The following is a 26,469-nucleotide window of genomic DNA, read 5'->3' as shown; positions in this document are numbered from 1 at the left end:
GGTAATAGAATGATTTCAATCATTTTGGCGGTAGCCATATTTTTATTCACTTTAGTATTGGTCATATGGCAGCCGAGAAACTTATCTATTGGGTGGTCAGCCTGTGGAGGGGCTGTTTTAGCTTTAATAGCCGGCGTTGTCAATTTTCAAGATGTAATAACTGTGACAGGCATTGTTTGGAATGCGACATTGGCTTTTGTGGCAATCATTATTATCTCGTTAATCCTTGATCATATCGGTTTCTTTGAATGGTCGGCGCTTCATATGGCGAAGGCTGCAAAAGGAAACGGTGTTCGGATGTTCGTTTATGTAGCGATATTAGGAGCGATCGTCGCCGCATTATTTGCAAATGACGGTGCGGCTCTTATATTGACACCGATTGTATTAGCGATGGTCAGAGCATTGCATTTCAATGAAAAATTAGTTTTTCCTTTTATCATTGCCAGCGGATTTATAGCAGATACGACTTCGCTGCCGTTCGTCGTGAGCAATTTGGTCAACATCGTTTCAGCGGACTATTTTGATATTACGTTTATTGATTATGCATCCAGAATGATTGTGCCGAACTTATTCTCGCTACTGGCGAGTATCATTGTACTTTACCTTTTCTTCAGAAAAAGCATACCTAAACGTTATGATCTGACTGAGCTTAAAAAACCTGCAGAGGCAATAAAAGACCAGAAGATGTTCAAACTATCATGGTATATCTTAGGGCTGCTGTTAATTGGTTATTTCACCAGTGAATTTTTCTCTATTCCCGTATCAGTGGTAGCGGGCATCGTCGCCATCTTTTTCTTAATTGCTGCACAAAAGAGCCCAGCCGTTCACACCAAGCAAGTGCTGAAAGGAGCGCCGTGGGCTATCGTGTTCTTTTCAATCGGCATGTACGTTGTTGTGTACGGTGTCCGTAATGCCGGGTTGACAGATGTCCTTTCAGGCGTGATTCAAGCCTTGGCTGATCAAGGGTTGTTTGCGGGGACGATTGGAATGGGCTTCATCGCGGCGATTCTTTCTTCCGTTATGAATAACATGCCGACTGTCATGATTGATGCATTGGCTATTGCCGGCACAGATACACATGGGATGATGAGAGAAGCGCTTATCTATGCCAATGTCATCGGATCCGATTTAGGCCCTAAAATAACGCCGATTGGATCCTTGGCGACACTATTATGGCTACATGTCCTTTCACAAAAAGGTGTGAAGATTTCCTGGGGCACTTATTTTAAAACAGGAATCATTCTGACAATCCCAACGTTATTGATTACACTTGTCGGCCTGTATATGTGGCTGATGATCATCCATTAATGTTTCAAAAAGGAGAAGATAAACATGTCAAAGAAAACCATTTACTTTTTATGCACTGGAAACTCTTGCCGCAGCCAAATGGCTGAAGGATGGGGAAAAAAATACCTTGGAGACAAGTGGAACGTGTACAGCGCGGGAATCGAAGCTCATGGGTTAAATCCTAATGCTGTCAAAGCGATGAAAGAAGCAGGAATCGATATTTCCAATCAAACCTCAGATAGGATAGACCTGAACATTTTAAACAATGCTGATTTGGTTGTGACTCTCTGCGGTGATGCAGCTGACAAATGCCCAGTGACGCCTTCACATGTCAAACGTGAGCATTGGGGATTTGATGATCCGGCAAAAGCGCAAGGAACGGACGAAGAAAAATGGGCGTTTTTCCAAAGGGTGCGTGATGAAATTGGAGACCGCTTAAAACAGTTTGCTGAAACTGGGAAATAGATATGCACAGTGTGTAATGAAAAACAGGTGTCTGCGAGCTGAATGCAGACACCTGTTTTTGTTTAACTTGTCTATGATCCATGAATTGTCCGCTTAAAAGGGAAGGTATTTAGCTTGTGACAGAGGAAAATTGATTTTGTGAACAGAATCATGAAGAAGACGCTGTTTTAAAGGAGTTGTCAGTTTGCAGAAGGTAACAAAAGAAACATATAAAGGCTTAAAAACATGGTTTCATGAAAAAAATTGCCCAACATTTGTCTATTCAATAGTAGAACAAACCATTCCGGGAGTTGTTTATGTGGATGAACACACCTTCCCTAAATCATTTTTGATAGGGACTGAATCAGGAATTTACTTTATTGCGGGAGAAGAGGGTAATCAAGATTTCAATGATTTCGTTGCTGAATATTATGAAAAACAAGTGAAATCAACAAAAAGATTTACCTTGTTTAGTTCTAGCGATACATGGGACAGCGTCATGAAAACAATCCTGAAAGACGAATTGAATCACATGAAAAGAGCCGCATTTTCTTTTCAGCAAAAACCGTCTATAACGGAATTACAACTTCCAAAGGGGTTTGTATTAAAAAGGATAGACGAAGACATTATCTCAAACAGCACGGAATTTAACAAAACATATTATGAGGACTATTGGGGTTCTGTTTCGCAATTTTCTTCAAAAGGTTTCGGATTTGCCGTATTACATGACAATCAAGTTGTTAGTGAGTGTACATCTATATTTTTAGGACATAATCGTGCAGAAATGGATATCTATACACTTGAAGAATACAGAGGCAAGGGTTTAGCTTATTATGTGGGAAGTGAGTTTATCGACTTTTGTCTAAAAAATGAAATGGTGCCTAGTTGGGATTGTGATGTTAACAACGAATCTTCCTTTAGATTAGCAGCTAAACTAGGCTTTAAGGCAAAAACCGAATACTCTATTTTTTATTCTGGAAAATCGTAATGAAGGAGAATTAAAATGAAGTGCACCCCATGAGGGTCTATGAATGCGTTGTGCGGTAAAAAGGATAATTCCATAGATACCAAAATAGACCAAGTCACAGCTTGGTCTATAAACGTTAAAAAGGTCAAGTTTCTGAACGAAAGGTCTTTCCTATTTCTTTTCCTAAGCCAAAATAATGTCTAAAATTATAAATAAGCGGACTCCATTTTGAAGGATTGATGTGGTTTTCATTCAATATGATCCTTTCCTCGGCGTGAAAATGTAATGCCTGTGTCTCTACAATTGCAAATAACGGGTCATATTCTGGAATCCGAATATGTTTTACTTCAGCTTCAATGTGAATAGGGCATTCTTTAATGCGTGTTGGTGAAACTGTCTTTGATTGTAAAGGTGTTAAGCCTGCTGACTCGTATTTTTCTTTTTTATATGTAAATCCGAGCTTTTTCTTCAAAGGCGGTATATTCTTTTTTCCACTATAAGACGAAATCCTTTCAACGTTTTCCCATAATTCCGGGCCAGGCAAGTTTATGACACATTCTTTGTGTCTTTCCAAATTTTCAATGGCTTTCCCCCCTAGGCCTACTCCAAGGACAATATAGTTTCCCAGAGCCCAAGAAGAAGACATGGGGCTAATATTAGTTGTACCATCCTCATTCAATGTTGTCAGAAGAAATGTTGAGCTACCATAATACATGATTTTTGGTTTGATTTCTTTAAAATGAAGAGTGTCTTGTTTTTCAATGTCCAACGCTTATTCCTCCTTGTCATCATTACATTCATATTGTAAAGGTTTAACATTTCAACTATCATCGAAATATGAATGTAAGGAGGAAAAATCATGAATCCTAATATCGCAAAAATCTCTTCGTTGTTATCTGATCCCTCGCGTTCATCCATTCTACTCACCCTAATGGATGGAAGGATACACCCTGCGGGAGAGCTTGCATATCTTGCTAACATTAAACCTCAAACCGCAAGTTTTCACCTGAAAAAATTGCTCGAAGAAGAGCTGATCAGCGTAGAGAAGCATGGAAGACATAGGTATTACAGATTGTCTGACTCAGATGCAGCAAATTTAATCGAACAATTGCTTCATATTGCGCCTAAATCTCAAGTCAAATCTTTAAAAGAGTCAAAAGAGAAAAGAGACCTGCATTTCGCCCGCACTTGTTATGATCATCTGGCAGGTTATGTGGGCGTGCAAATGACAAATTCACTAGTTGAGCAGGGCATAATAAAAAAAGTCGATGTAAACTTTGAGGTGACGTCAGAGGGTTCTTTGTTCTTTTCAAATTTAGGCATCAACGAAGAGCAGCAGCGAAGTAAGAGGAGAGCATTTGCCCGCTGCTGTTTGGATTGGAGTGAGCGGCAGCATCATATTGCAGGGGCGTTAGGAAACGCCCTAATGGTTCGAATGTTAGAAGAAGAATGGGTCGTTCGTATGCCGAAAACGAGAGCGATTAGGATTACACAAAGCGGGAAAAACGCGTTTGAGAAATACTTTAAAGTGAATATTTGGGGATAGGAGAAAGAGTAAGATTCGTTAAAATCTTACTCTTTCTCATTATCTAGAAGCTGCTTGATTCCCCATTGCAATAGAGATGCGATTCCAACTGTTTATCTGATTGATGATGAGAACTAGGTCAACATATTGTTTTTCATCATAATGTTCCCGCACTCGATGATATAGCTCTTCAGGAACTCTTTTAGATGGAATGAGCGTGATATGTTCAGATAGTTCGAGTGCTGCTTTCTCTTCAGGTGAATAAAAATCACATTCATTCCAAGCGTGTAAACAGTAAATCCGCTGTTCCGTTTCGCCCATTTTTCGAGCATCCGAAGTATGCATATCTATGCAGAAGGCACAGCCGTTTATTTGAGAAACCCTGATTTTGATAAGCTCTCTCGTCGTTCGGTTAATTGAAGATTGTTTCGTGTATTTCTCCATATCCATCATGACTTTCATACCTTCAGGTGCAACCTCATAATAAGACACTCTTTGACTCATAAGGCAAGACTCCTTTTTCTTAAGATACATAAATTGTATTCCGATATTCATCATTTTACCAATGAGCAGTTTTTATGGCGGCTATTTGACTATCTTTTGGCAAGAAGCTGCTTTGAATAAAAGTAAGGATAGCCAACAATGTGAGCGGAGCCGCTAATGCAAGGAGTATCCATGAGCCCGAGTGACTGTCTCTAATGATTCCAATGAATATACAAATACCGATCAGAAAATATATAAAAGCCCCTAAAATCCAATACATATTCATTCCTCTTTTTTCTTACGCAGTCTCTTGGATTGAGCATTTTTGTTTGTATGCTTGTCTGTTTTTTCGTTCACCTTGCTTAATTGATCAAGGCACTGATTTTTTAACACTTTCTCAGTTCGGATGCCTTTTCTTTTTAATGATAAAATGGTGAGATCAAGTGATTTCAATAATGATCATTCCTTCAATGAATAGTGAGTTCTTTATTATTGTAAATGTACATTTGAAAAGATAAAACGTACATAAAGGCAGAACGCTTATGTACGTTTGGGCAATGAACATATGCCGGGAACACCTAATGGTTCAGTGCACTTGGTATTGTTGAGTTCATTCTTTTCCTATAAAATGATTGGATAAATGGTTGTTGCACGTTATTGAAATGGTATCGATTTTCATTAGTCTCTGTTCGGTTAAACTGTTAAAGGAGTGAATGCGGTTTGAGGAATCCTTTCAAAGAAAAATACTACTTACATGATAGACGGGCATTAAATATGCTTGCGCTCAGAGTGCCTGGCCTGGCTTTTATCCTCATGATTTATGTAGCCTCTATCGTGCTGCAATTTCTGTATGGGAGCTGGTCCATTTTATTGCTTAATGTGTTTGCGGTATTGGCCGCCATCTTTGCTTTGTTGCATTGGCACTCATATCGCTGGGTTAAGAAAAAGGTGATTCTGTACTTCGTAATACAAGGCTTGATCACTTTTACGCTTGCTAATCTCATGACTGACTTTCTGGTACTGATCGTCATTGGCCTTTATGCATTTTTGATCGGACAGATTATAGGAATGGCGGACAGAAGAAAGACGTTCCTCATCCTTTATTTATTGCTTCTGCTGTCAATCAATGTACTATATCATATTCACAAAGGTGAATATTTGCATTTTCTTGTCATAGCGGTACCTATTATGACCGTGATTATCACATATGCCGCTACATTTTTCGCCCAAGTCGATGAAAAAATAAAAGCGCAGCTGACTCTTGAAAGGCTTGAGCTGGCTCATCAGCAGGTAGAACAGCTGACGCTGCAAAATGAAAGACAGCGTATGGCCCGGGACTTACATGATACGCTTGCTCAAGGGCTGGTTAGTTTAAATATGCAGCTGGACGCTACTCATGTTCATCTCGCCAAAGGCAACACAGAGAGAGCAAAAGAAATCATTCAACAATCAATGAAAAGAGTGAGAGGGACATTAGCGGACGCGCGTTCAGCCATTGACGATCTGCGCAGCAAATCGGAAGAAATCGTTTTTTTAAAAGAAAGAATAACTTCACTAATGGATCATTTTCAAGAGTCGACAGGCATGGGTGGGGTTTTAGACTACAAGTTACATCAGGTGTTAGACGTTCGTACAGCTGAAAACTGTTACTACATCATTGGGGAGTGCATAACGAATGCAGCAAAGCATGCTGAAGCAGATACGATCTCGGTATCCATTTGGGATGATAACGGGAGACTCCATTTAACGGTTAGAGACAATGGCAAAGGCTTTGATGTTGAAAAGGGCAAGAAAAAGAGAGGACATTATGGGCTACTCGGCATACAAGAACGCGTCAGGACAATGAAAGGCCAATTCAATATAAAGAGCACAAAATCGAAAGGAACACAAATTGAGATCACAGTGCCAATTCAGGGAGAGATGCAAGATGAATAAGGTTTTAATCGTTGATGACCACCTTGTGGTGAGGGAAGGTCTGAAGCTTTTAATTGAAACGAATGATCACTACACCATCATAGGAGAGGCGGAAAACGGCAAATCAGCAATCCGCCTTGCAGATGAATTAAAACCGGATGTTATTCTCATGGATTTGTATATGCCAGAGATGAGCGGGTTAGAAGCCATTAAACAAATCAAAGAAAAACACGACATCCCCATCATTATTTTGACTACGTATAATGAAGATCATCTCATGATCGAAGGAATTGAATTAGGGGCGAAAGGATATCTATTGAAGGATACGAGTTCAGAAACCCTTTTTCATACAATGGATGCAGCAATAAGAGGAAACGTGCTGTTGCAGCCTGATATCTTAAAACGTCTGCAAGAAATCCAACTGGAGCGGATGAAAAAGCAGAGCAGTGATACGCAGCTGACAGAAAAGGAAGTCATTGTTTTGAAAGCAATTGCTAAAGGCCTCAAAAGCAAAGCGATCGCCTTTGATTTGGGCGTCTCTGAGCGAACAGTAAAGTCTAGACTAACGTCCATTTACAATAAATTAGGCGCGAACTCAAGAACGGAAGCCGTGACGATTGCCATGCAAAGAGGCATTCTGACATTAGACAAATAACATCAAATTTGAAATTTGCCCAAACGTACATGCCCCAATGTACGTTTTTTTTATTTCATTGTCCACTACAATGAGAAAGAACGTGATCAAGCAATGTGTTGAAAGGAGATTATCATGTCAAAAATGTTATATAAATTAGGAGGATGGGTTGCTCGCCATCGCATTAAAGTAATATGCGCGTGGATCGTTGTGTTAGTTGCTTCGATAGGGCTTGCAATTACCTTAAAACCAAGTTTTTCCGAGGATATGTCCATACCTGACACGCCTTCAGAAAAAGCGCTGGATGTGATTCAAAAAGAATTTCCCCACGGCCCTGATAAAGGAAGCATACGGGTGATTTTCGGAGCGGAAGATGGGGGGGAACTTACTGCAAAGCCAGCGAAACAAGCAATCGAAAATACGTTTAAGGAAATCAATAAAGATGATTCCGTAGACTCGATTGCAAGTCCTTTTGTGACAGGAACAATCGCGAAAGATGGCACAGTTGCCTATGCTGATATTACGTATAAATCTTCAGCAGATGATATAAAAGATTACTCTATCGAACATGTAAAAAACAGTTTGAAAATAGCTGATGCTGAGGGCTTGCAGACGGAGCTAAGCGGAGATATACCAGGAGCCGAGATGGAGATAGGCGGCGTATCTGAAATTGTCGGCATTATCTTGGCCTTTGTCGTTTTAGCCATTACATTCGGCTCCTTATTAATAGCAGGTTTGCCGATTTTAACTGCGCTAATTGGTTTAGGTGTAAGTATTGGACTGGTGTTGATGGGGACACAAGTATTCGATATTGCTTCCGTCAGCCTTTCATTAGCCGGAATGATTGGCCTTGCTGTTGGTATAGATTATGCTTTATTTATTTTTACGAAGCACCGCCAGTTTTTAGGCGAAGGCGCACAAAAAAATGAATCAATTGCGAGAGCTACAGGAACAGCCGGAAGTGCTGTCGTTTTTGCCGGGCTTACTGTGATCGTTGCACTTTGCGGGTTGACGGTCGTTAACATTCCTTTTATGTCTGCAATGGGGCTGACAGCAGGGCTTAGTGTACTGATGGCTGTTCTCGCTTCAATCACGCTTGTGCCTGCCGTCTTGTCGGTAGCGGGAAAACGGATGGTTCCGAAATCAAACAAGAAAAAAGAAAAACAAAACGCTGACACAAATGTCTGGGGACGCTTTGTCACAAAAAATCCTATCATGCTAAGTGTATGCAGCATTCTCATTTTGCTTATTATTAGTATCCCATCTATGCATTTGGAGCTGGGCTTGCCTGATGCAGGGATGAAAGCGAAGGACAATCCAGATCGACGGGCTTATGACTTGCTTGCCGACGGTTTTGGCGAAGGATTTAATGGCCAATTAACAATCGTAGCGGATGCCACAAGTGTGACAGAAAATAAGGCGGAAGCCTTCGCAGATGCAGTGAAAGAAATAAAGGAGCTAGACCATGTATCAAGTGTCACTCCTGCAAGGCCTAATGAAGAAGGGAACTTTGCCATCATTACGGTAGTTCCAAAAACAGGCCCAAATGATGTGGCAACGAAGGATTTGGTAAAGGATGTACGCAGCTTATCAGATAAAAACGGGGTAGATTTGCTCGTTACTGGATCGACTGCAGTGAATATTGATATTTCAGACCGCCTTAATGACGCGATACCGGTGTTTGCTGTACTCATTGTTGGGTTTGCGTTTGTCTTGCTGACAATCGTATTCCGTTCGTTGCTTGTGCCTCTTGTTGCTGTTGCAGGATTCATATTGACGATGACAGCCACACTTGGAACCTGTGTATTTGTTTTACAAGACGGTAATCTCATCGACTTTTTGAAAATACCTGAAAAAGGGCCGATACTCGCGTTCTTGCCGATTTTATCTATTGGGATACTGTTTGGATTAGCCATGGATTATCAAGTATTCCTTGTAAGCAGAATGCGAGAAGAATATGTGAAAACAAAAAATCCAGTCCAAGCGATTCAAGCTGGTTTAAAACACAGCGGTCCTGTTGTCACCGCAGCCGGCCTGATCATGATATTCGTTTTTGCAGGATTTATCTTTGCTGGTGAAGCGTCTATTAAAGCAAACGGATTGGCTCTATCCTTTGGTGTGCTCTTTGATGCATTTATTGTACGAATGACACTCATTCCAAGTGTCATGAAGCTGATGGGGGATGCAGCTTGGTATTTGCCAAAATGGCTGGACAAGATCATTCCGAATGTAGATATAGAAGGGCATCAACTCACGAAAGAAATTCAGCCGGAGATTGACCAGGATCAAAAGAAACAAATCATGTAATAGAAAGCAGATCTTTGAAGATCTGCTTTTTTGCTTAAAAATCAGTTCCTAGGATTCTATAGCCTTTCCATTGTGGTAGTATTTAGAAGAAGTCGGCAGTTAAAAGGAGACACTTATGGTGCAATCACTCATTTTCGATATGGATGGAACGTTGTTTCAAACGGATACAATTTTAGAATTATCATTAGATGATGCTTTCGGTTATTTAAGGTCACTTGGCCAATGGGGATACAGCGACCCCTATTGAGAAATACAGGGAGATCATGGGCGTTCCTTTGCCTAAAGTGTGGAAGACGTTGTTGCCGCATCACTCTAATGAAATAAGAGAAAGGATAGATGCTTATTTTTTAGAAAGGTTAATAGCTCATATCAACCAAGGGAAAGGCGCATTATATCCTCACGTTCAAGAGATATTCAGTATTTGAAAGACAACCATTTTTCAATTTTTATAGCAAGCAATGGATTAAGCGACTATCTAAAAGCCATTGTGAGTTTTTATCAGTTGGACAGGTGGGTGACTGAAACGTTCAGCATTGAACAAATACATTCGCTGAATAAAGGCGATTTAGTAAACGCTATCCTGAAAAAATACGGCATTCAACATGCGGCAGTTGTCGGAGACCGCCTATCTGACATAAAGGCGGCTAAAGACAATGGTTTGATGGCAATCGGATGTCATTTTGATTTTGCGCAGGAAGAGGAACTTGCTCAAGCCGACGTTGTCATACATGATTTAATTGAACTGAAAACATTGCTGCCTGAGCTGAAAAAAGGAGATTCATTTTTATTCAGTCGTCAAACGTAAAGGAAAGAGAACAACAAGCGTCTCCTTCCTTTCAGTATGACTTTCTTTCCGAACATTAAAACCGCAGCCCAAATGTATGAATCACGAAAATAACAATAGGCGGAATCAACAGGGACGGCAGCAGGTTTAGCGTTTTAAACTTCTTAATGCCCAGAATGCTTAACCCTGAACTGAGGATGAGGATGCCTCCTACAATTGTGATTTCGTTGATAAGGTCTGTGTTAAGCGCACTCTCCATTACTTTAGCAAATAAATAGATGGAGCCCTGCCAGGCAAATAGCACAATGGCAGACGCTGCGATTCCAAAACCAAAAGTCGAAGCGAGCACAATGGAGGTAATCCCATCTAACATTCCGTTTGTCAGGAGGTATTTATAATCTCCATGCAACGCGGCTTCAACAGGGCCTAATATGGAGAGCGAACCGATACAAAATAATAAGATCGCCGTTGATAAGCCTTCAGCTAAATTGCTTTTAGAGAATCTGTTCACCAGCTTGTTGAATCGCAATTCAAGGTTGATGATTTGGCCAAACAATCCCCCAATGGCTAAACTGACGATAAAAAGAATGGGGTATTTACTTTCAGGCATATGCTGTGTAATCGCGTTGATCCCCAGCGCAACTGCTGCAAACCCCATTGCCTGCATCAAGATATCCTGATACTCGTCTTTAATGCCTTTCTTACATATCCCTCCGATCACACTTCCGGCAATAATCATAACGGTGTTAAAAATGGTTCCAAACATAAGCTTTCTCCTCCAATAATGATTCCTGCATAAAAAATAAACCCTCAAGTTAGTAGAGAGTCAAGGGAGGTTAAAAACATATTCATGAAATTATTTTGATGGGCAGCAGGATTTCAGTCACATAATTGTCTAGATGATTTGTTATTCCATAATCAATGAGTGTAATTTCAATTGAGTCTCCTGCTATTTCATAGTGATGCTCGTTCATATATGCCAGCAACTGTTTGTAATAGGGTTCGGCTTCGGGATGTGACCCTTTAAATCGGATTTGCAGATATTCTCTGGAAGGAAAAATGATTTCGGATGAAGTTTCTTCATTTTCATCTTCAAGAATCATGAATATGCTGGAATATTTGTCGAACTGATGTGCTTTTACATTTGCTGCTGAAATGGATAAACCGATCTTGCCTATAAAAATTTCCTTGTTGGCACTCAGGCGGGTTCTCAATTCCGCTAACGAATGCTCGATATCATGGCCGAGAATATATTCATGCTGTAAATAAGCCACACGCAATGCGGGAAGTTGTATTTTTGTAATGTGACCTAACGGCGTGTGAACAGCATCTTCTATTTGCATGATGCGGCGGGAGATCTTTTTTTCTATGCATTCCAATTCTCTCTTTTTGCGTTCAATTTCAGTTTGCTGGCTTTTCAGTAAATGAAGCAGAGTATTTGTGTTTTGAGAATGAAAAAAATCAAGAAGTTTATGGATTGGCAGGCCTAATGCCCTCAAATACTTGATGGTGTCCAGCCGCTCAAACTGTTGGGTAGAATAATATCTATAGTTTGTTTGCTCATCTTTATGCTCCGGTTTCAAAAGACCGATTTCATCATAATACCTGAGCGCAGAGATTTTTACATTGAATAACTTTGAAACTTCTCCAATCGAAAAAAACTCCTTCATTTTAACAACCTTTCTGTTCATTGGATTGTATACATTTACATTATATAGTACGGCGGGGGCTATAAGTAAAGTTTGCGGCGTCAGGCAATGAAGAAAACTCCTCTATGAAAAGGAGCTTTCAGCGTGTCGAAAAACCGTCGGATTCGTTGTCAGTCCTGCGCGTTGGTGCTCACGTGAAAAAAGATCAGCAGCTAAAAGCTAGAGTGTCCTGGTCAAACGCCCCTGTCACCGCATCCTGCGGAAGTCTGCTCCAATGCTTGCCCTACTTAGACTTCAAGGGTTTTCAATCACGCTGAAAAGATGACAAAGTCATAAAACGAAAATCGCTTTATGACTTTGAACAATCTGAAAGCTTCTCTATGAAAGGAGTTTTTCTATTCCTCAAAATAAGGATTCACATGGATGAGCACTTCTTCCACATCTGGAAACTGCCTTTTGATTTCATTCCTGATGTCGCGGGCAATATCGTGCCCCTGCTTAATTGTCAAATCATGATCTAAAGATAATCGGACATCAAGCAATTTATAGTGGCCATGTTCTCTCGCACGGATTCTATCGATTCGTTTTACTTGATCACATTGAAAAATAACCGCTTTGTATTCCGCTATCAGCTTAGGATCAACGCTTTTCTCCATGAGAATATCAACAGACGGCCTGATTAATTCCATTGAAATTTTGAAAATAAGGTAAGCCACGATGGCACTGGCAATAGCATCGGCGTACAACAGATAGGTCCATCCGCGGGTGTTTCCGATAATCGCCAATAGAACACCGATAAAAGCGGCGAGAGAGGCAACGATATCGCCTTTATGATCGTATGCGATCGCGATAATCGCTTTACTGTTCCATTTTTCCCCCTGCTTGATGGAATAACGATATAAGATCTGCTTGGCTGCGTACGAAATCAGGGCTGCAAACAATGCGCTGTATTGTGGAACGCTTGGCCCTTCAACAAAGGACAGAACCGCTTCTATTAGAATATAAACGGATACGATCAGTAAGATGATGCCTACAATCGCCTCACTGATGACTTCAGCTTTCCCATGGCCAAATGGATGGTCCTGGTCGGGCGGTTTGTTGGAAATGCCGATCACTGCCAGGACAGCAATCGAAGCAACGACATCCGCTGCGGAATGTATACCGTCTGCAAAAACGGCTTCACTATCGCCTATAAGGCCAAAGAAGATCTTTCCGGCCATTAAAATCAGGTTGGCTATTAATGCTATCAAAGCAACTTTTTTGCTTATTTGTTCTCTTTCACTTGCCATTTTTTCCTCCCGTAAAACTGCACAAAAAATACGAATGCTTCTTATTCATTCTCCGCACCCTTTCTTGTGAAATCACTTTGCTTATCATACCAATTGAATTTCGAGTGGGTCTATAGCAACGTTGTTTCCTGTTTACTAATAAATAAGGCGGCAGAAAAAAAGTTGGCGCAAGGCTAAAAGAACACACAGCAGACAAAGAGTGAAAAATCTCACCTGATTTTTTAACACCTATTGACATTAAAAGATATATATTTTATTATTATCTCATATTCAAGATATTTTAATTCAAGATAAATGTTGCTGAACATAGAAAAGCAATCTCAAAGATTGTTGGTTCTTTTGAATCACAATGAATGAATTTTTTATAATATAATATCTCGAATTCGAGATAATAGGAGCGTAATAAATGGCTGAATTTAAACAGTTAGTAAATGAAAGACGATCTGCAAGCAACTTCCTTCCAGATCGTCCCATCACAAAAGATGAACTTAACGAGATGTTTGAATTGGTTGCGTTGGCTCCATCAGCTTTTAATTTCCAGCACACAAAATATGTGACGGTTCTGGATCCGAATGTAAAAGAAAAGTTGAAGCAGGCCGCAAACGGACAATATAAAGTATTTAGCTCATCTGCGGTTCTTTTGGTATTAGGGGATAAGCGGGCATATCAGCAGGCGGCGGACATCTATGAAGGGTTAAAAGTGCTTGGGGTATTAAATAAACAAGAGTATGATCACATGGTTCAAGACACTGTTTCATTTTATGAAAACAGGGGAGAACCATTTAAGAGAGATGAAGCGATAAGGAATGCTTCGCTTTCCGCGATGATGTTTATGCTGACTGCTAAGGAAAAAGGCTGGGATACCTGTCCTATGATTGGGTTTGATACTGAAGCCGTGAAACAGATTTTAAATATAGATGACCAATTTGAGGTTGTCATGATGATTACAATTGGAAAAGAAAAAACAGAGAGCAGAAGACCGCGCGGCTACAGGAAGCCTGTGAATGAGTTTGTTGAGTACATCTAAATAACGTGTAAAGGAGCGGATAAAAATGGCGAAAAAAACGATGGGAATCCATCATATTACAGCAATTGTCGGACACCCTCAAGAGAACACAGATTTTTACGCAGGCGTTCTGGGGCTTCGATTGGTTAAGCAAACGGTCAATTTTGATGATCCAGGTACGTACCATCTTTATTTTGGAAATGAAGGCGGGAAGCCGGGAACCATCATCACCTTCTTTCCGTGGGCGGGAGCCCGCCAAGGCATCATTGGAGACGGTCAAGTTGGCGTAACTTCTTATGTGGTGCCGAAGGGAGCTATGGCTTTTTGGGAAAAGAGACTTAAAAAGTTCAACGTTTCCTACACCAAAATCGAGCGTTTTGGAGAACAATATATAGAATTTGATGATCCGCACGGCCTTCATTTAGAGATTGTGGAAAGAGAAGAGGGAGAAGCCAATACGTGGACGTTCGGAGATGTAACACCTGATGTTGCCATTAAAGGCTTTGGCGGTGCAACCCTGTTATCAGCGCAGCCTGACAAAACCGCTGAACTATTAGAAAACATCATGGGGCTGGATCGGGTCGGCAAGGAAGGAGACTTCGTTCGTTATCGATCTGCCGGGGATATCGGAAATGTGATTGACCTTAAAGTAACGCCAATTGGCCGCGGGCAATTGGGAGCCGGAACGGTGCATCATATCGCTTGGCGTGCTAGAGATGACGAAGATCAATTAGATTGGCACAGATATATTGCTTCTCACGGATACGGTGTGACTCCTGTCCGGGATAGAAACTATTTTAATGCGATTTACTTTAGAGAACATGGAGAAATCCTGTTTGAAATCGCAACGGATCCGCCAGGCTTTGCACATGATGAATCACCTGAAACAATGGGCGGAAAATTGATGCTGCCTGCGCAGTATGAACCGCATCGCACACAAATTGAACAAGGGCTGCTGCCGTTTGAAGTGAGAGAATTAGATTGATTGTAATAAATGCGGAAGCCTGAAGAAAAGAAGACACATATACTTAATAAATGATTGCTGGAACTGCTGGCGGTAAAATAACAAGACTTGCTACCTGTCAGCACAGCATGTGACATCAAAAACAAGGAGAGATAAAAATGGAAGATGCAGGACTGTTGCTTATTCGTATTATGATTGGTGTGGTATTTCTGTTTTATGGATCACAAAAATTATTCGGCTGGTTTGGCGGATACGGGATTAAAGGGACCGGCCAGTGGTTCGAGTCAATTGGAGTGAAACCAGGTAACGCCGCGGCCGCTTTAACAGGTCTTGGGGAATTCGTAAGCGGAATTCTATTTATTTTAGGTGTATTCCTCCCGCTTGGAGCTGCTATCATCACGATCGTGATGTTAGGTGCCATCGTAAAAGTCCATGGAGCGAAAGGATTTGCGAACGGTGCCGGCGGTTTTGAATATAACGTGGTGCTGATTGCAGTCTCCATCGGGGTTGCGCTTATCGGTTCAGGGGCTTACGCGCTGCATTTTTAATATTCAAAGTATTTAAGAACAGTTACTGATAACCGGTAACTGTTCTTTTGTTTTGGGTTTTTCAAGTTTAATTTGCGGGTACACGGCAAAGCAAAAAAGCGGATAGACTAGCTGTAAATGTGTATAGTGAATGATACGGATCGCTGAGTATAGTCATGAAAGACAGACCCATTTAAAGGAGTCCATTGATGAAAGAGATGAAAGAATTACGTTCATTAGCTGCTGTAGAACATTTCATTAAACAGCATCAATTCAGTTTTATCTATATATCAAGACCCGGCTGTACAGTATGCCACGCTGTTCTGCCGCAACTCAGACTATTATTGGATCAGTTTCCGAAGATCGCATTGGGGCATATCAATGCTGACGAAGTAGAAGAGGTTGCCGGCAGATTTTCAGTCTTCACCGTCCCTGTGCTTCTTTTGTTCGTTGATGGGACTGAGTTCCTGAGAGAAGCCCGTTTCGTTCATTTTGAACAGCTCGAAGAAAGGCTGAAAAGGGTTTATCAGTTATATGAAGAAGAATAAAGTTTACGCTTATCCAATGACAAGCCCCCTTTTAGGGGGGGTTGTTTTCTTGAAAATGGCATAACACCAGGCCGTCCCCTTGCTTAAAGTTGGACATCGTTTTGATGTTTGACAACGGAAAGATATCCTGATGGCAGCCAGTCTTTTTGATGTAATGATTATTGGAATTGTCAGCATTCTATAGATCTCCTCGCCTGTAACGACTAATAAACTTATTTTCAATATGAACTTCAATCTGACTAATGTCAGTTTATGAATGTAATAATCAAGTGATTACCAAATGTTTTTATAAATTAACAGTTTACAATCTGACCATAGTCAGATAAAGTGAGTGTGATAGATCAAAAGAAAAGGAGAAGAAGCTGATGGATTTACATGCGGAAAAAATACATACTGCAAAAATATGGTCCATATCATTTATTTTTGTCACACTTTCAAATGCATTTTTATTTATGGTGTTTGAAATGTTATTGCCGACATTGCCTTTGTTTGTTACGGCTATCGGGGGTGGGGCAAAGCAAGTTGGATTGGTTACAGGTATTTTTATGATATCTGCCATTGCCATACGTCCTTTTGCAGGGGTTTTGGCTAAACGATTTAACAAAAAATATTTACTTATATGTGGGATTGTGATCAGTGCCTGCTCAACTGGTGCCTATTATCTTGCATCAGACGTAGGCGTCCTATTGCTCATTCGTTTAATACATGGAGCCGGTTTTGGGTTAGCAACTACTTATTTTGCAACGATCGCCGCGGAAATTATTCCGAAGGAGCGCCGGGGTGAGGGGATTGGATATTTTGGAGTAGGCGAAACGATTGCGGTTTCGGTTGGGCCGATGATTGGTATAGCGGCACTGGAGCTTTATGATTTTCAGAGACTTTTTTTAGGCGGGATGTCTGTTCTTTTACTGGCTGTGTTAATGGCTGTACTCGTTCGGAGGCGGCCTGAAGGAAAAGACACCGCTGAAAAGGGAATGGTAAAGGTCAAGGTGTTAGAAAGACGTGTGCTGTTTCCTTCGTTTCTCATATTGTTAGTCGGAATTGCTGCATCTGCAATCATGTCCTTCTTTTCACTCTATGCGATAGAAAAGGGTTTCCGAAGTGTCGGAATGTTTTTCTTTCTGATTGCGGCAGCCAGTTTTTTTATACGTCTTATCTCTGGGAAAACGTTTGACAGATTCGGAGCGGCCGCTATCCTTATCCCCGCTTCGATTTTCTCTTTAGCAGGGCTGTCAATTCTGTATCTTGCCCAAACCGATGGCATGTTTTTTGCTGCGGCAATATGTTACGGGTTTGGATTTGGGTCCATATTTCCGGCTATCCAAACATGGTGTATCAACCTTGTTGAAGAGCATGAACATGAGGATGCCATGGGGACATTCTTTAATTTTTTTGATATGGGAATTGGCGGAGGCTCTTTATTACTGGGTGTTGTGGCAACGGTCTATTCTTATCAGGCACTTTATATCGCTTCCATTTTGGTGTACCTGCTGTTTCTTTTATTATATATTTTATTTATCTGTTCCAAGAGAAAAGAAATAAAACATTAGGGGGAGGGCAGAACAGTGACCCGAGAACATATAAAACGCGAAGCCGTTCGCCAATTTAATCAGCTTGGGTATGAGGGAGTTAAAATGGCGCATATTGCCAAAGAATTGGGAATCCGGAAACAATCTCTGTCCTACCATTTTTCATCAAAAAAGGATCTGTTGATGGAAGTATATCCGGAGATTGTTGAAGAAGAAGTAGGGTTTATCAATGATTTTTTTGAATCCCGAAAGGATATGCCAGCCAAAAATCTAGTATATGATTTTTTAAAAGAAACCCAGGTGCGCTTTCATGCTATGCCCAATGTAGCCTTTTTGCAGGCGATGTCGTTTAAGGCTCCTGCTGAAGTAAGTGATTTTATTTCAGCCCAGTACCTGCTGTTTCTGCATGCTTTGAAAAGCCGAATTGCCCTTGTTTTTAAAGAATCGGGCATCACCTGTCCGCCCGAGAAGTGTGCGATTGCCTTTATCACTCTTTTTGACGGGCTGAACATTCAGCTGGTATACGAGAATAAACAATCATTTGAGCGATCTTTAGAGATTTCCTTCGAAATTTTTTGGCAAGGGCTGAAGGCAAAATCTTGAAAAATACCAAGGGTGAACAGCCCTTGGTATCCCTTACCGCTATTGATCCAGCTCTTTCATTCGTTTTGTCATCTCATTGAAAGCCTGATCAAGCTCCTTGTATCCTTTATCATTCGGCGTCATCAAACTGAGCTTTCCCAGCACTTCTTGTCTTTCTGTCTCAAGCTTTAAACGAAGCTCCTCCCGCTCATTTCTTTCTGAAGGAGCGCCATGTAACTGCTTTTCGATGCCATCGTCCGAGATGACGAGTTTACAGTTTGTTGTTTTTTCGAGAAAGTAGCGGTCATGTGACACCGCCAGCAATGTGCCGCTGTAGTGTGACAGTGTCTCTTCAAGCTGTTCGCGTGAGGGCAGGTCGAGATGATTTGTCGGCTCATCTAAAATCAGCACGTCTTTTTCCTCGAGAATATAAGCCATCAGTTTGACCTTTACACGTTCGCCCATACTCATATGCTTGATCGGCTCCGCCCATTGGGGACTTGTAAAACCTAAGTGCTTCATCAGATTTTGAACATGTCCTCTTGCTTCGTATGTTTCATGATCAAATAACTCTTCCGGTGTTTGTTCTAAAGGCAAGTCAAACACCTCCTGCGTTAGATAGCCGATATTTGCAGACGGCGACACCCATACATGTCCCTCAGCCGTTTCCTTTCCCAGAATGATTTTCAGTAATGTTGTTTTTCCGCTGCCATTGGGGCCTATGATTGCAACTTTTTCGCCGTGCTGAATTGTAAAGTGTGCGTTTTTAAATAGGATTCTTTCGCCAAAAGCCTTCGTTACATGCTGAACTTCCAAAAAGCGTTTTCCTGTTTTTTTGGTTGTATCCATTGAAAAACGGACAGTATATTCCGGCTCAACGGGTTCCGCCTTTGCTTTTTCCAGCTCTTGTTCAAGCCGCTTGCGCTTGGATTTCATTTGGGCATCCGTACGCTTCGCTTTTACACGGTGATATTCTTTAAACCCTTCCTTTTTCGTCGATTGAGCGTGTGCTTTTTCCGACCATGAACCAAGCTCATTCATTTGGGCTTCAATCCGTTCAACCATTTTTTGCTGCTTCTCATATTCACGCTGCTGGGCGAGCCTTTGCTTTTCCCGGTGCTTCATATACCCAGAGTAATTTCCTTTGAATTCAATCAAGGTTTGAGCTTCGAGCGACCATATTTTTGTTGCGGTTTCGTCTAAAAAATAACGATCGTGAGAAACAAGAATCACAGTGCCTCTATAACTTTTCAGCTGTTGAATGAGGAATTGCAAGCTTTCTTCATCAAGGTGGTTCGTCGGTTCATCTAACAGTAAAAGGTCTGCATCCTCTGATAGTCCTTTTGCCAGCCGCGCTTTCAGTTTTTCGCCGCCGCTTAACTGTTGGAAATCACGGACGGGCACACGCCATTTATTCAGTAATTTCTTTTCGGCGGGCGTCTGGTCCGCAAAGGAATACGACATGGTTTCCTGTTCTACCAGCGTCATTTTTAAATCCTGCCGAAATCTTCGGATCTGTCCCTGTGAAGGGGCTAAGCCATTGTGAATGAGGTGCAGCAATGTTGATTTCCCGGCGCCATTTTTGCCGATCATCCCAATGATATCTCCTTGCTGGACACTGGCATTTACGTTTTTAAAAACAGTGAGGTTCATCACTTCATAGCTGACATTTGTTAATGTTACGATCTCTTTCATTCATATCCCTCGCTTTAAAGGGAGAATCAAAAAATCCTCCCGAATGTGTTGGAAGGATTAGCCGCGCCGTTGCATGATCAAATAAGCTGTTGTTCACCAATAGCCATGGCGTATATATAGAAAATGGGCAGACTAATCCTATTTTTTCTGATTTGAAATATTGATTTCAAACGTAAAAATAAGATTAGTTAATCATTGTCCACCCATCATCCCTTCTTGTTTGTTACACACACTATAGCATAACTTCACATGCGAAAGCGAAGGTCATTTGGTATATTTTTCATCAAAAAAACTCCTGCTCTCATATTTGAGGCAGGAGACGCGAGTCTTATTGAAGTTTTGCTTTTCGCACTTTATAAATTACAATCAGCAAAATAAACCAAACCGGCGTAACAAATAAGGAAACCCGAGTGTCTTGAGCTAATGCTAAAACAACAATGATAAACGCCAGGAACGCAAGAATCAGGTAATTTGCGAACGGGTAAAGCGGAAGTTTAAACTTGTTTGTTTTCGCTAATTCAGGTCTTGTTTTTCGGTATTTCATATGGCAGATGACCGTAATGCCCCAAATATAGATAAAGCAGACGGTTGAAATGCTTGTGATCAAGGTGAATACGCCTTCTGGCATGATGTAGTTTAGCGTGACACCGATTAAAATCACGATACCTGAAAAGAACAACGCATTTCTAGGTACTTTGCGCGGAGTCAGTTTCGCCATTGATTCCGGCGCGTTGCTATCTTTCGCCAGGGAATACATCATGCGGCTTGTACTGAACACAGCGCTGTTGCATGCAGAAGCAGCGGATGTCAAAACAACAAAGTTGATAATACTTGCTGCCGCGACGATGCCAACCGCGACAAATACTTGTACGAACGGGCTTTCGCTCGGATTGATGACATTCCAAGGATAGATGCTCATAATCACAAGAAGAGCTCCGATATAGAAAAGCAACACCCGGATTGGGATATTGTTAATCGCCTTAGGAATGACTTTTTCAGGGTTCTCTGTTTCACCAGCTGTAAGTCCGACCAGCTCAATGCCGACAAAGGCAAACACAACCATCTGGAACGAGAGGATAAACCCGTGCATTCCATTCGGGAACATCCCTCCGTGGCTCCATAGATTTGTGAAACTGGAGGCCCCTGAGCTAGTGGGAAACCCTTTGAAGATCATCACAAGACCAATAGCGATCAGCGCCAAAATGGCAATGACTTTAATTAACGCAAACCAAAATTCTAATTCTCCAAAAAGCTTGACGGTTGCCAGATTCATAATCAATAAAACAATCAGAGCGATTAAGCCGGGCACCCATTGCGGGACACCGGGGAGCCAATATTGAGTGTAAAGCCCGACGGCTGTCAAATCAGCCATCGCGATGGAAATCCAGCAGAACCAGTATGTCCAGCCGGTGATAAAGGCTGCCATATCGCCTAGATAGTCTTGTACAAAATCAACAAAAGAGTGATAGTTCAAATTCGATAACAGCAGTTCACCGAGAGATCTCATAATTAAAAAACAAATGATCCCTGTGATCAAGTAGGCGAATAAAATCGAAGGGCCGGCAAAATGAATCGATTTTCCTGAGCCGAGAAATAACCCCGTCCCAATCGCCCCGCCGATGGCGATGAGCTGGATGTGCCTGTTTTTCAGGCCCCTCTGTAAGTTTTGCTGATTTATATTGTTTTTCGTCATATCGTCTGTCACTTTGTATGTTCCTCCATTGAAAATTGTTTTGAGCCAGCAATACGTTTTTAATGATTATTATAACACTAAAATTTCTATCTTTTTTACTATAAAGGTAAATGGTAAAGAAATTTTAATGTTTTTTGAAAAATCCATTTGAAAAAAGTCTTTTATGCCATTTCTGCTTTTTTCATATACAGGTAGAGCCCATAATCTGTGGGAGCAGATGCGTATCCTGCCTGATGCAGCATTGCTGTGATATTTCCGCGGTGGTATGTCCCGTGATTGACTACGTGGGGAACCAGCTCAGCAACAGTCGTTGGCATGATTCCGCCTGAGGGGTTTTGAATCTGGAGAGGTTTATCGATCTGTTCGTTTTGCTGTAAACATAAGGTGTAGCGCTCGGATAACTTCAAAAACAGGGCTTCCATCTCCTCTATTTCTTTTGCCTCTGTCTGGTCCTTAAGCTGTTCAGCTAATGCCAGAGCATCGTTCATGCTTTTGCCGGAAAATACTTCAATCCAGCCGAGATCAGAGAGGTAAACATGAGATAAGACATGGGATATAGACGGAAACACACTTTGAATGTCTTGGCGATAGACCTCTTTTGGAAGCTCTTTTAACCGATTGAATATTTGCTGATTGGCCCATACGTTATATTCATAAAAATGCAGTGAGAAATCTGACATGTCGGTTTTCTCCTTTCGGGTTTATACCTCCATTGTATAACGAACAGGAGTTCTTTGTGGAGTTTTCATAAATAAAATAGGTTGACAGACATAGTTTAGAGGAATAAACTAATTGACATTGATCATATAGTTTAGAGGGGTAAACTAATTGGAGGAGGGGAAGATGTTGAATGAACAAAAGCTATGTCAGGCGATAAACCTGTTTGTGGAAGTATTACTCGAGGGGACAGAGTTTGTGCATCGTGAAATCAATCAGGATGTCTTCAAGCATATCTCCAGAGAACAGGCGGACCTGTTAAAAATTTTAAAAGTCAAAGGACCAACCTCTCCCGGCAGTCTGGCTATGTATCAAAATGTACATAAGAGCGCGATTTCGAACAGATTGAAAAAACTGCTTGAAAAAGGATTGGTTGAATGGGATGACTGTCCGGCAAATCGTGATAAGCGCTCTAAGCTTATCAACATCACAGCCAGCGGTGAAGACATACTGGATGAATTAGATTCAGCTATTTTTAATGCTCTTAAAGAGCTAATCGACGATATAGATGAGGAACACTTAAACTCTATCATAGAGATATTCACCATTCTAAAAAGCAAATTTAAAGGAGGAGATCCTGCCGAATGAGAGCAATCATCAAATTCAAGTGGGCTATTGCAGCCGTTATATTAGCACTAACCGTGATACTGAGTTTGTTTTCTCCGAACGTCACGGAGCTTGCCAATCAAAAGGGGCAGGCACAGCTTCCCGCTGATGCTGTTTCAGAAAAAGCGAATGCCATTTTAAAACAAGCGGGAGAAGACAATAATTCGATCAGTATGGTCTTGACATTAGACCACGCCTTGAAAAAAGACACAGAGGATCAGCTCCGTACAATGATTGATAAAATCAAAAAAATTGACGGGGTAGAAGGTGTAACGTCTCCTTTGACGGCGGAAAAAGAAGTCAAAGACCAATTGATCTCGAAAGACAAGAAAACCGTCCTCGTTCCTGTCACGATTACAGGTTCTGATAAAAAGGCGGAAAAAATCGCCGATGACATGTATAAAGTCGTTCCTGATGATGTAACCGCATATATAACAGGAGCTTCTCTTATCAATCAGGATTTCGCTCACAGCTCAGAGGAAGGGCTTAAGAAAACGGAAGTGATCACAGTCTGTTTGATCATCGGTTTATTGCTGATCGTGTTCCGCTCTGTTGTGACGCCTTTTATCCCGATTGTGGTTGTCGGGTTCTCTTATCTCATCAGTCAATCCATTCTGGGCATTCTCGTGTACAATGTCGATTTTCCTATCTCGACGTTTACACAAACTTTCCTAGTCGCCATCCTGTTCGGTATCGGAACAGATTACTGCATTCTGCTTCTGACCCGATTCCGTGAAGAATTGGCAAATGGATATGACAAAAAAGAAGCGGCCCTTATCGCTTACCGTACAGGAGGAAAAACCTTATTTATCAGCGGTTTTGCTGTATTAATCGGGTTTTCTGCCTTAGGTTTTGCGAAATTTGCGATTTTCCAATCCGCAGTAGGAGTCGCAGTCGGTGTCGGAATTTTAATGATCATCCTCTACACATTACTGCCATTATTTATGGTGACACTGGGAGAAAAGTTATTCTGGCCTTCTAAAAAAGTGCTGTCGCACAGTGACAATAAATTATGGGCGTTTCTTGGCAGACATTCGGTTGTGCGTCCGTTTCTGTTTATTGTCATCACGGTGATCATCACGCTTCCGTTCATCTTGGCCTATGATGACCAGATTTCATTCGATTCGACTGCGGAAATCAGCAGCGATTATCAATCAGTAAAAGCTCTTGAGGCCATCAAAGATGGATTCGGTGAAGGGAAAGCGTTCCCGATCAATGTTATCGTGAAAGGAGACAAAGAACTCACGACAGCTGATACAATCCCTTACCTTGGAAATGTCAGCAAAGCGATTGAGAAAGTCGATCATGTTGACTCTGTCATGACCATTACACAGCCGACCGGTGATACAATCAAAGATTTATATATTGATAAACAGCTAAACTCAGTTTCAGACGGGCTGGATAAGACGGCAAAAGGAATCACCGATGTCCAGAGCGGTTTAACGGATATAGAAAATGGATTGAATCAAATGGCTGGGCAAACCGGCTCTGCCTCAGATAGCAGCTCCGGCGGTTCACTAGGCGATGCGGCAGACGGATTGGGCAAAATCAATCAGCAGCTGCAGCTTGTGAGCAAACAGATTTCCCAAACCGGCAATACCGCACAGACCGTGCAGCAGCTTACGGCAATCAGTGGACAGCTTGGACAGATTCAAACTGGCCTTGAACAAGCGGACCAGCAGCTCTCAGGCCAGCAGGCACAAGCCGGAACGCTGACAGAAAGCCTGAAGAAGCTGGCCGGAGGCGTGAAGAGTGCAAATGACGGCCTGACGAAAATCTCTGACGGCATGTCAGCTTCCAGTGATATGTTAGAGAACATGGGCAAAAGCTCAAGCGTAAGAGATACAGGCATATTCATTCCTGATCAAGTCATGAAGGATAAAGGCTTTAAGAAGTCAATTGACCAATATTCCTTTGCGGATGGCAAAGGCGTGAAATTAAGCGTCGTCCTGGACTCTAATCCTTATTCAGAACAGGCCATTACAACAATCAATCAAATCAAAAAAGCCGTAGCAAACGAAGTCGACGGCACTCCTCTGGAGGATGCCCAGATCGTATACGGCGGAGTCACAAGTGTGAATGCGGACTTAAAAGAACTGTCCACAGCGGACTTCTCCAGAACAATGGTGATCATGATTATAGGCTTGTTTATTGTGTTAACCATTTTGTTCCGCTCGATGATCATGCCGATTTATATGATCGCGTCATTGCTGTTGACGTACTATACGTCGATATCCATAACAGAATTAATTTTTGTGAACGGCCTGGGAAATGCCGGCGTCAGCTGGGCAGTACCGTTCTTCAGCTTTGTCATCTTGATCGCGTTAGGCGTGGATTATTCGATCTTCTTGCTTGACCGCTTTAAGGAGGAGGTGCACCTTGGCATAGAGCAAGGTGTCATCAAGTCAATGAGCAAAATGGGGTCCGTCATTATTACAGCGGCCATTATATTGGCCGGCACGTTCGCGGCGATGATGCCCTCGGGCGTCAATACGCTGATGCAGGTGGCGAGTGTCATCATTATCGGGCTGCTGCTTTACGGCCTTGTCATTCTTCCGCTCTTTATGCCGGCAATCATCGTGACCTTTGGAGAAGGCAACTGGTGGCCGTTTAGAAGGAAGAAAATCAAAGAATAATAGAGAAAAGAGCCCAGAAATGAGTCTGGGCTCTTTGTTTTACTTCCATTCTGCAATTGTATCAATTGGGAGACGGTAGGAAGCATAGCCTTCGTCCGCTGCTTTTCCGATAGAAAGAAGCATGACCGGTACATACCGTTCTTTATCTAATCCGAACGTTTCCGCGATGTTTTCTTTATCGTATCCTCCGATCGGGTTTGTATCATAGCCGTGCGCGCGTGCAGTCAGCATCAGTTGCATCGAAACGAGCCCTCCGTCAATCAGGATGGTTTCGCGGTTTACCTGCGCGGGAAGCTTTTCAAAATGAGCGGTCAGCGCGGCGATTTGTCTATCTTTGACCTCTTGCGGCATGTAACCGAGTTCCACCGCTTTTGAATAAATTTCTTCTAAGTAGTCTGCATTGTTCATGTCTGCAAATACAGCGATGACGGCAGATGATGTTGTGACTTGTGTTTGGTTAAAGCTTGCAAGCGGTGCGAGCTTTTCTTTTCCTTCCGGGCTGTCGATGACGAGAAAACGCCATGGCTGCGCGTTAACAGAAGATGGCGCAGTTGTTGCTTCCTCTAAGATTTCTTTCATCTCTTCTTTGCTGATTGTCACCGTTGGATCATAGTTGCGAATAGAACGGCGGCCTTTCATAATCTCCATAAAATCGTTTGTTTTGATCATGTTGATACACTCCT

27 protein-coding genes and 1 pseudogene are annotated in these 26,469 nt (G+C 41.8%); 17 read left to right on the top strand and 11 right to left on the bottom strand.

All coding sequences use genetic code 11. The features are described from left to right. Positions 1-9: 9 nt before the first annotated feature. The 3 genes from BV11031_RS15525 to BV11031_RS15515 all read left to right on the top strand — a co-directional run bounded on the left by BV11031_RS15525 (position 10) and on the right by BV11031_RS15515 (position 2,719). Positions 10-1,308, top strand: a complete 1,299-nt coding sequence (locus BV11031_RS15525; protein ID WP_010331175.1) for an arsenical efflux pump membrane protein ArsB — start codon at positions 10-12, stop codon at positions 1,306-1,308. A gap of 24 nt (positions 1,309-1,332) precedes the next feature. Then, positions 1,333-1,752, top strand: coding sequence for an arsenate reductase (thioredoxin) (arsC, locus tag BV11031_RS15520; RefSeq protein ID WP_010331174.1), 420 nt, complete (start codon positions 1,333-1,335; stop codon positions 1,750-1,752). A 184-nt stretch (positions 1,753-1,936) separates the two neighbouring features. Beyond that, positions 1,937-2,719 (top strand): GNAT family N-acetyltransferase, encoded by a 783-nt coding sequence (locus tag BV11031_RS15515; RefSeq protein ID WP_010331173.1) that lies wholly within the window; start codon positions 1,937-1,939, stop codon positions 2,717-2,719. A 124-nt stretch (positions 2,720-2,843) separates the two neighbouring features. Here BV11031_RS15515 and BV11031_RS15510 read toward each other — a convergent pair whose 3' ends face one another. Beyond that, positions 2,844-3,467: a flavin reductase family protein gene (locus tag BV11031_RS15510; RefSeq protein WP_010331172.1), complete on the bottom strand. Its 624-nt coding sequence runs from the start codon at positions 3,465-3,467 to the stop codon at positions 2,844-2,846. A 90-nt stretch (positions 3,468-3,557) separates the two neighbouring features. Between BV11031_RS15510 and BV11031_RS15505 the strand changes: the two genes are divergently transcribed. Beyond that, positions 3,558-4,244 carry an ArsR/SmtB family transcription factor gene (locus BV11031_RS15505; protein WP_010331171.1) on the top strand — a complete coding sequence of 229 codons (687 nt, stop codon included), beginning with the start codon at positions 3,558-3,560 and terminating at the stop codon, positions 4,242-4,244. Between the two features lie 39 nt (positions 4,245-4,283). Here the strand turns inward: BV11031_RS15505 and BV11031_RS15500 are convergent, their stop codons facing one another. The 3 genes and pseudogenes from BV11031_RS15500 to BV11031_RS15490 form a co-directional block, all read right to left on the bottom strand. Then, positions 4,284-4,727, bottom strand: coding sequence for a carboxymuconolactone decarboxylase family protein (locus tag BV11031_RS15500; protein WP_010331170.1), 444 nt, complete (start codon positions 4,725-4,727; stop codon positions 4,284-4,286). 89 nt (positions 4,728-4,816) lie between these two features. Beyond that, positions 4,817-4,992, bottom strand: a pseudogene (locus tag BV11031_RS15495) (hypothetical protein). Further along, positions 4,989-5,159 (bottom strand): hypothetical protein, encoded by a 171-nt coding sequence (locus tag BV11031_RS15490; protein WP_010331168.1) that lies wholly within the window; start codon positions 5,157-5,159, stop codon positions 4,989-4,991. Before BV11031_RS15490 ends, BV11031_RS15495 begins: the two are co-directional and overlap by 4 nt. A 321-nt stretch (positions 5,160-5,480) precedes the next feature. On the opposite strand from BV11031_RS15490, the gene ydfH reads away from it, so the two are divergent. From ydfH to BV11031_RS23275, 5 genes are all read left to right on the top strand, one after another. Beyond that, the gene (ydfH, locus tag BV11031_RS15485; protein ID WP_026014574.1) at positions 5,481-6,641 is read left to right on the top strand and encodes a two-component system sensor histidine kinase YdfH; all 1,161 of its coding nucleotides are present in this window, start codon (positions 5,481-5,483) and stop codon (positions 6,639-6,641) included. Then, entirely contained in the window at positions 6,634-7,275 is a 642-nt protein-coding gene (gene ydfI / locus BV11031_RS15480) for a two-component system response regulator YdfI (RefSeq protein WP_010331165.1), read from the top strand. The genes ydfH and ydfI overlap by 8 nt, the downstream gene beginning before the upstream one ends. A gap of 114 nt (positions 7,276-7,389) precedes the next feature. Beyond that, positions 7,390-9,561: an MMPL family transporter gene (locus BV11031_RS15475; protein ID WP_010331164.1), complete on the top strand. Its 2,172-nt coding sequence runs from the start codon at positions 7,390-7,392 to the stop codon at positions 9,559-9,561. Positions 9,562-9,676: 115 nt separating this feature from the next. Continuing rightward, a complete protein-coding gene (locus BV11031_RS23280; RefSeq protein ID WP_010331163.1) occupies positions 9,677-9,808 on the top strand; it encodes a hypothetical protein in 132 nt (43 codons plus the stop codon). Positions 9,809-9,949: 141 nt separating this feature from the next. Then, complete coding sequence (locus BV11031_RS23275) at positions 9,950-10,366, top strand: HAD hydrolase-like protein (RefSeq protein WP_338136035.1); 417 nt, start codon at positions 9,950-9,952, stop codon at positions 10,364-10,366. A gap of 55 nt (positions 10,367-10,421) precedes the next feature. On the opposite strand, the gene BV11031_RS15465 is transcribed toward BV11031_RS23275, so the two are convergent. The 3 genes from BV11031_RS15465 to mneP form a co-directional block, all read right to left on the bottom strand. Beyond that, the gene (locus tag BV11031_RS15465; protein WP_010331159.1) at positions 10,422-11,111 is read right to left on the bottom strand and encodes a DUF554 domain-containing protein; all 690 of its coding nucleotides are present in this window, start codon (positions 11,109-11,111) and stop codon (positions 10,422-10,424) included. An 82-nt stretch (positions 11,112-11,193) separates the two neighbouring features. Continuing rightward, positions 11,194-12,015, bottom strand: coding sequence for a MerR family transcriptional regulator (locus BV11031_RS15460; RefSeq protein ID WP_010331158.1), 822 nt, complete (start codon positions 12,013-12,015; stop codon positions 11,194-11,196). 374 nt (positions 12,016-12,389) lie between these two features. Continuing rightward, positions 12,390-13,283, bottom strand: a complete 894-nt coding sequence (gene mneP, locus BV11031_RS15455; protein WP_010331157.1) for a manganese transporter MneP — start codon at positions 13,281-13,283, stop codon at positions 12,390-12,392. A 406-nt stretch (positions 13,284-13,689) separates the two neighbouring features. On the opposite strand from mneP, the gene BV11031_RS15450 reads away from it, so the two are divergent. From BV11031_RS15450 to BV11031_RS15425, 6 genes are all read left to right on the top strand, one after another. After that, entirely contained in the window at positions 13,690-14,310 is a 621-nt protein-coding gene (locus BV11031_RS15450) for a nitroreductase family protein (protein WP_010331155.1), read from the top strand. Between the two features lie 25 nt (positions 14,311-14,335). After that, on the top strand, positions 14,336-15,274 hold the full coding sequence (locus tag BV11031_RS15445) for a ring-cleaving dioxygenase (RefSeq protein WP_010331154.1): 939 nt from the start codon (positions 14,336-14,338) through the stop codon (positions 15,272-15,274). Positions 15,275-15,411: 137 nt separating this feature from the next. Continuing rightward, complete coding sequence (locus BV11031_RS15440) at positions 15,412-15,801, top strand: DoxX family protein (protein WP_010331153.1); 390 nt, start codon at positions 15,412-15,414, stop codon at positions 15,799-15,801. 188 nt (positions 15,802-15,989) lie between these two features. Then, positions 15,990-16,328 (top strand): thioredoxin family protein, encoded by a 339-nt coding sequence (locus BV11031_RS15435; RefSeq protein ID WP_010331152.1) that lies wholly within the window; start codon positions 15,990-15,992, stop codon positions 16,326-16,328. Between the two features lie 365 nt (positions 16,329-16,693). After that, positions 16,694-17,878, top strand: coding sequence for an MFS transporter (locus BV11031_RS15430; RefSeq protein ID WP_010331151.1), 1,185 nt, complete (start codon positions 16,694-16,696; stop codon positions 17,876-17,878). Positions 17,879-17,893: 15 nt separating this feature from the next. Continuing rightward, entirely contained in the window at positions 17,894-18,460 is a 567-nt protein-coding gene (locus BV11031_RS15425) for a TetR/AcrR family transcriptional regulator (protein ID WP_010331150.1), read from the top strand. Between the two features lie 39 nt (positions 18,461-18,499). On the opposite strand, the gene abc-f is transcribed toward BV11031_RS15425, so the two are convergent. The 3 genes from abc-f to dinB form a co-directional block, all read right to left on the bottom strand. Further along, positions 18,500-20,134 carry a ribosomal protection-like ABC-F family protein gene (abc-f, locus tag BV11031_RS15420; RefSeq protein ID WP_010331149.1) on the bottom strand — a complete coding sequence of 545 codons (1,635 nt, stop codon included), beginning with the start codon at positions 20,132-20,134 and terminating at the stop codon, positions 18,500-18,502. 328 nt (positions 20,135-20,462) lie between these two features. Next, a complete protein-coding gene (locus BV11031_RS15415) occupies positions 20,463-21,839 on the bottom strand; it encodes an amino acid permease (RefSeq protein ID WP_010331148.1) in 1,377 nt (458 codons plus the stop codon). Between the two features lie 149 nt (positions 21,840-21,988). Next, positions 21,989-22,507, bottom strand: a complete 519-nt coding sequence (gene dinB, locus BV11031_RS15410) for a damage-inducible protein DinB (RefSeq protein ID WP_010331147.1) — start codon at positions 22,505-22,507, stop codon at positions 21,989-21,991. A gap of 166 nt (positions 22,508-22,673) precedes the next feature. Between dinB and BV11031_RS15405 the strand changes: the two genes are divergently transcribed. Then, complete coding sequence (locus BV11031_RS15405) at positions 22,674-23,132, top strand: MarR family transcriptional regulator (RefSeq protein ID WP_026014573.1); 459 nt, start codon at positions 22,674-22,676, stop codon at positions 23,130-23,132. Then, positions 23,129-25,786, top strand: a complete 2,658-nt coding sequence (locus BV11031_RS15400) for an MMPL family transporter (protein WP_010331145.1) — start codon at positions 23,129-23,131, stop codon at positions 25,784-25,786. Before BV11031_RS15405 ends, BV11031_RS15400 begins: the two co-directional genes overlap by 4 nt. A gap of 39 nt (positions 25,787-25,825) precedes the next feature. Here BV11031_RS15400 and BV11031_RS15395 read toward each other — a convergent pair whose 3' ends face one another. Next, a complete protein-coding gene (locus tag BV11031_RS15395; RefSeq protein ID WP_010331144.1) occupies positions 25,826-26,455 on the bottom strand; it encodes a nitroreductase family protein in 630 nt (209 codons plus the stop codon). Positions 26,456-26,469: the final 14 nt, after the last annotated feature.

The organism is Bacillus vallismortis, from assembly GCF_004116955.1.
Lineage (GTDB): Bacteria > Bacillota > Bacilli > Bacillales > Bacillaceae > Bacillus > Bacillus vallismortis.
The sequence above is the reverse complement of the archived record's forward strand: the minus strand, read 5'-3'. Positions and strand labels throughout refer to the sequence as shown.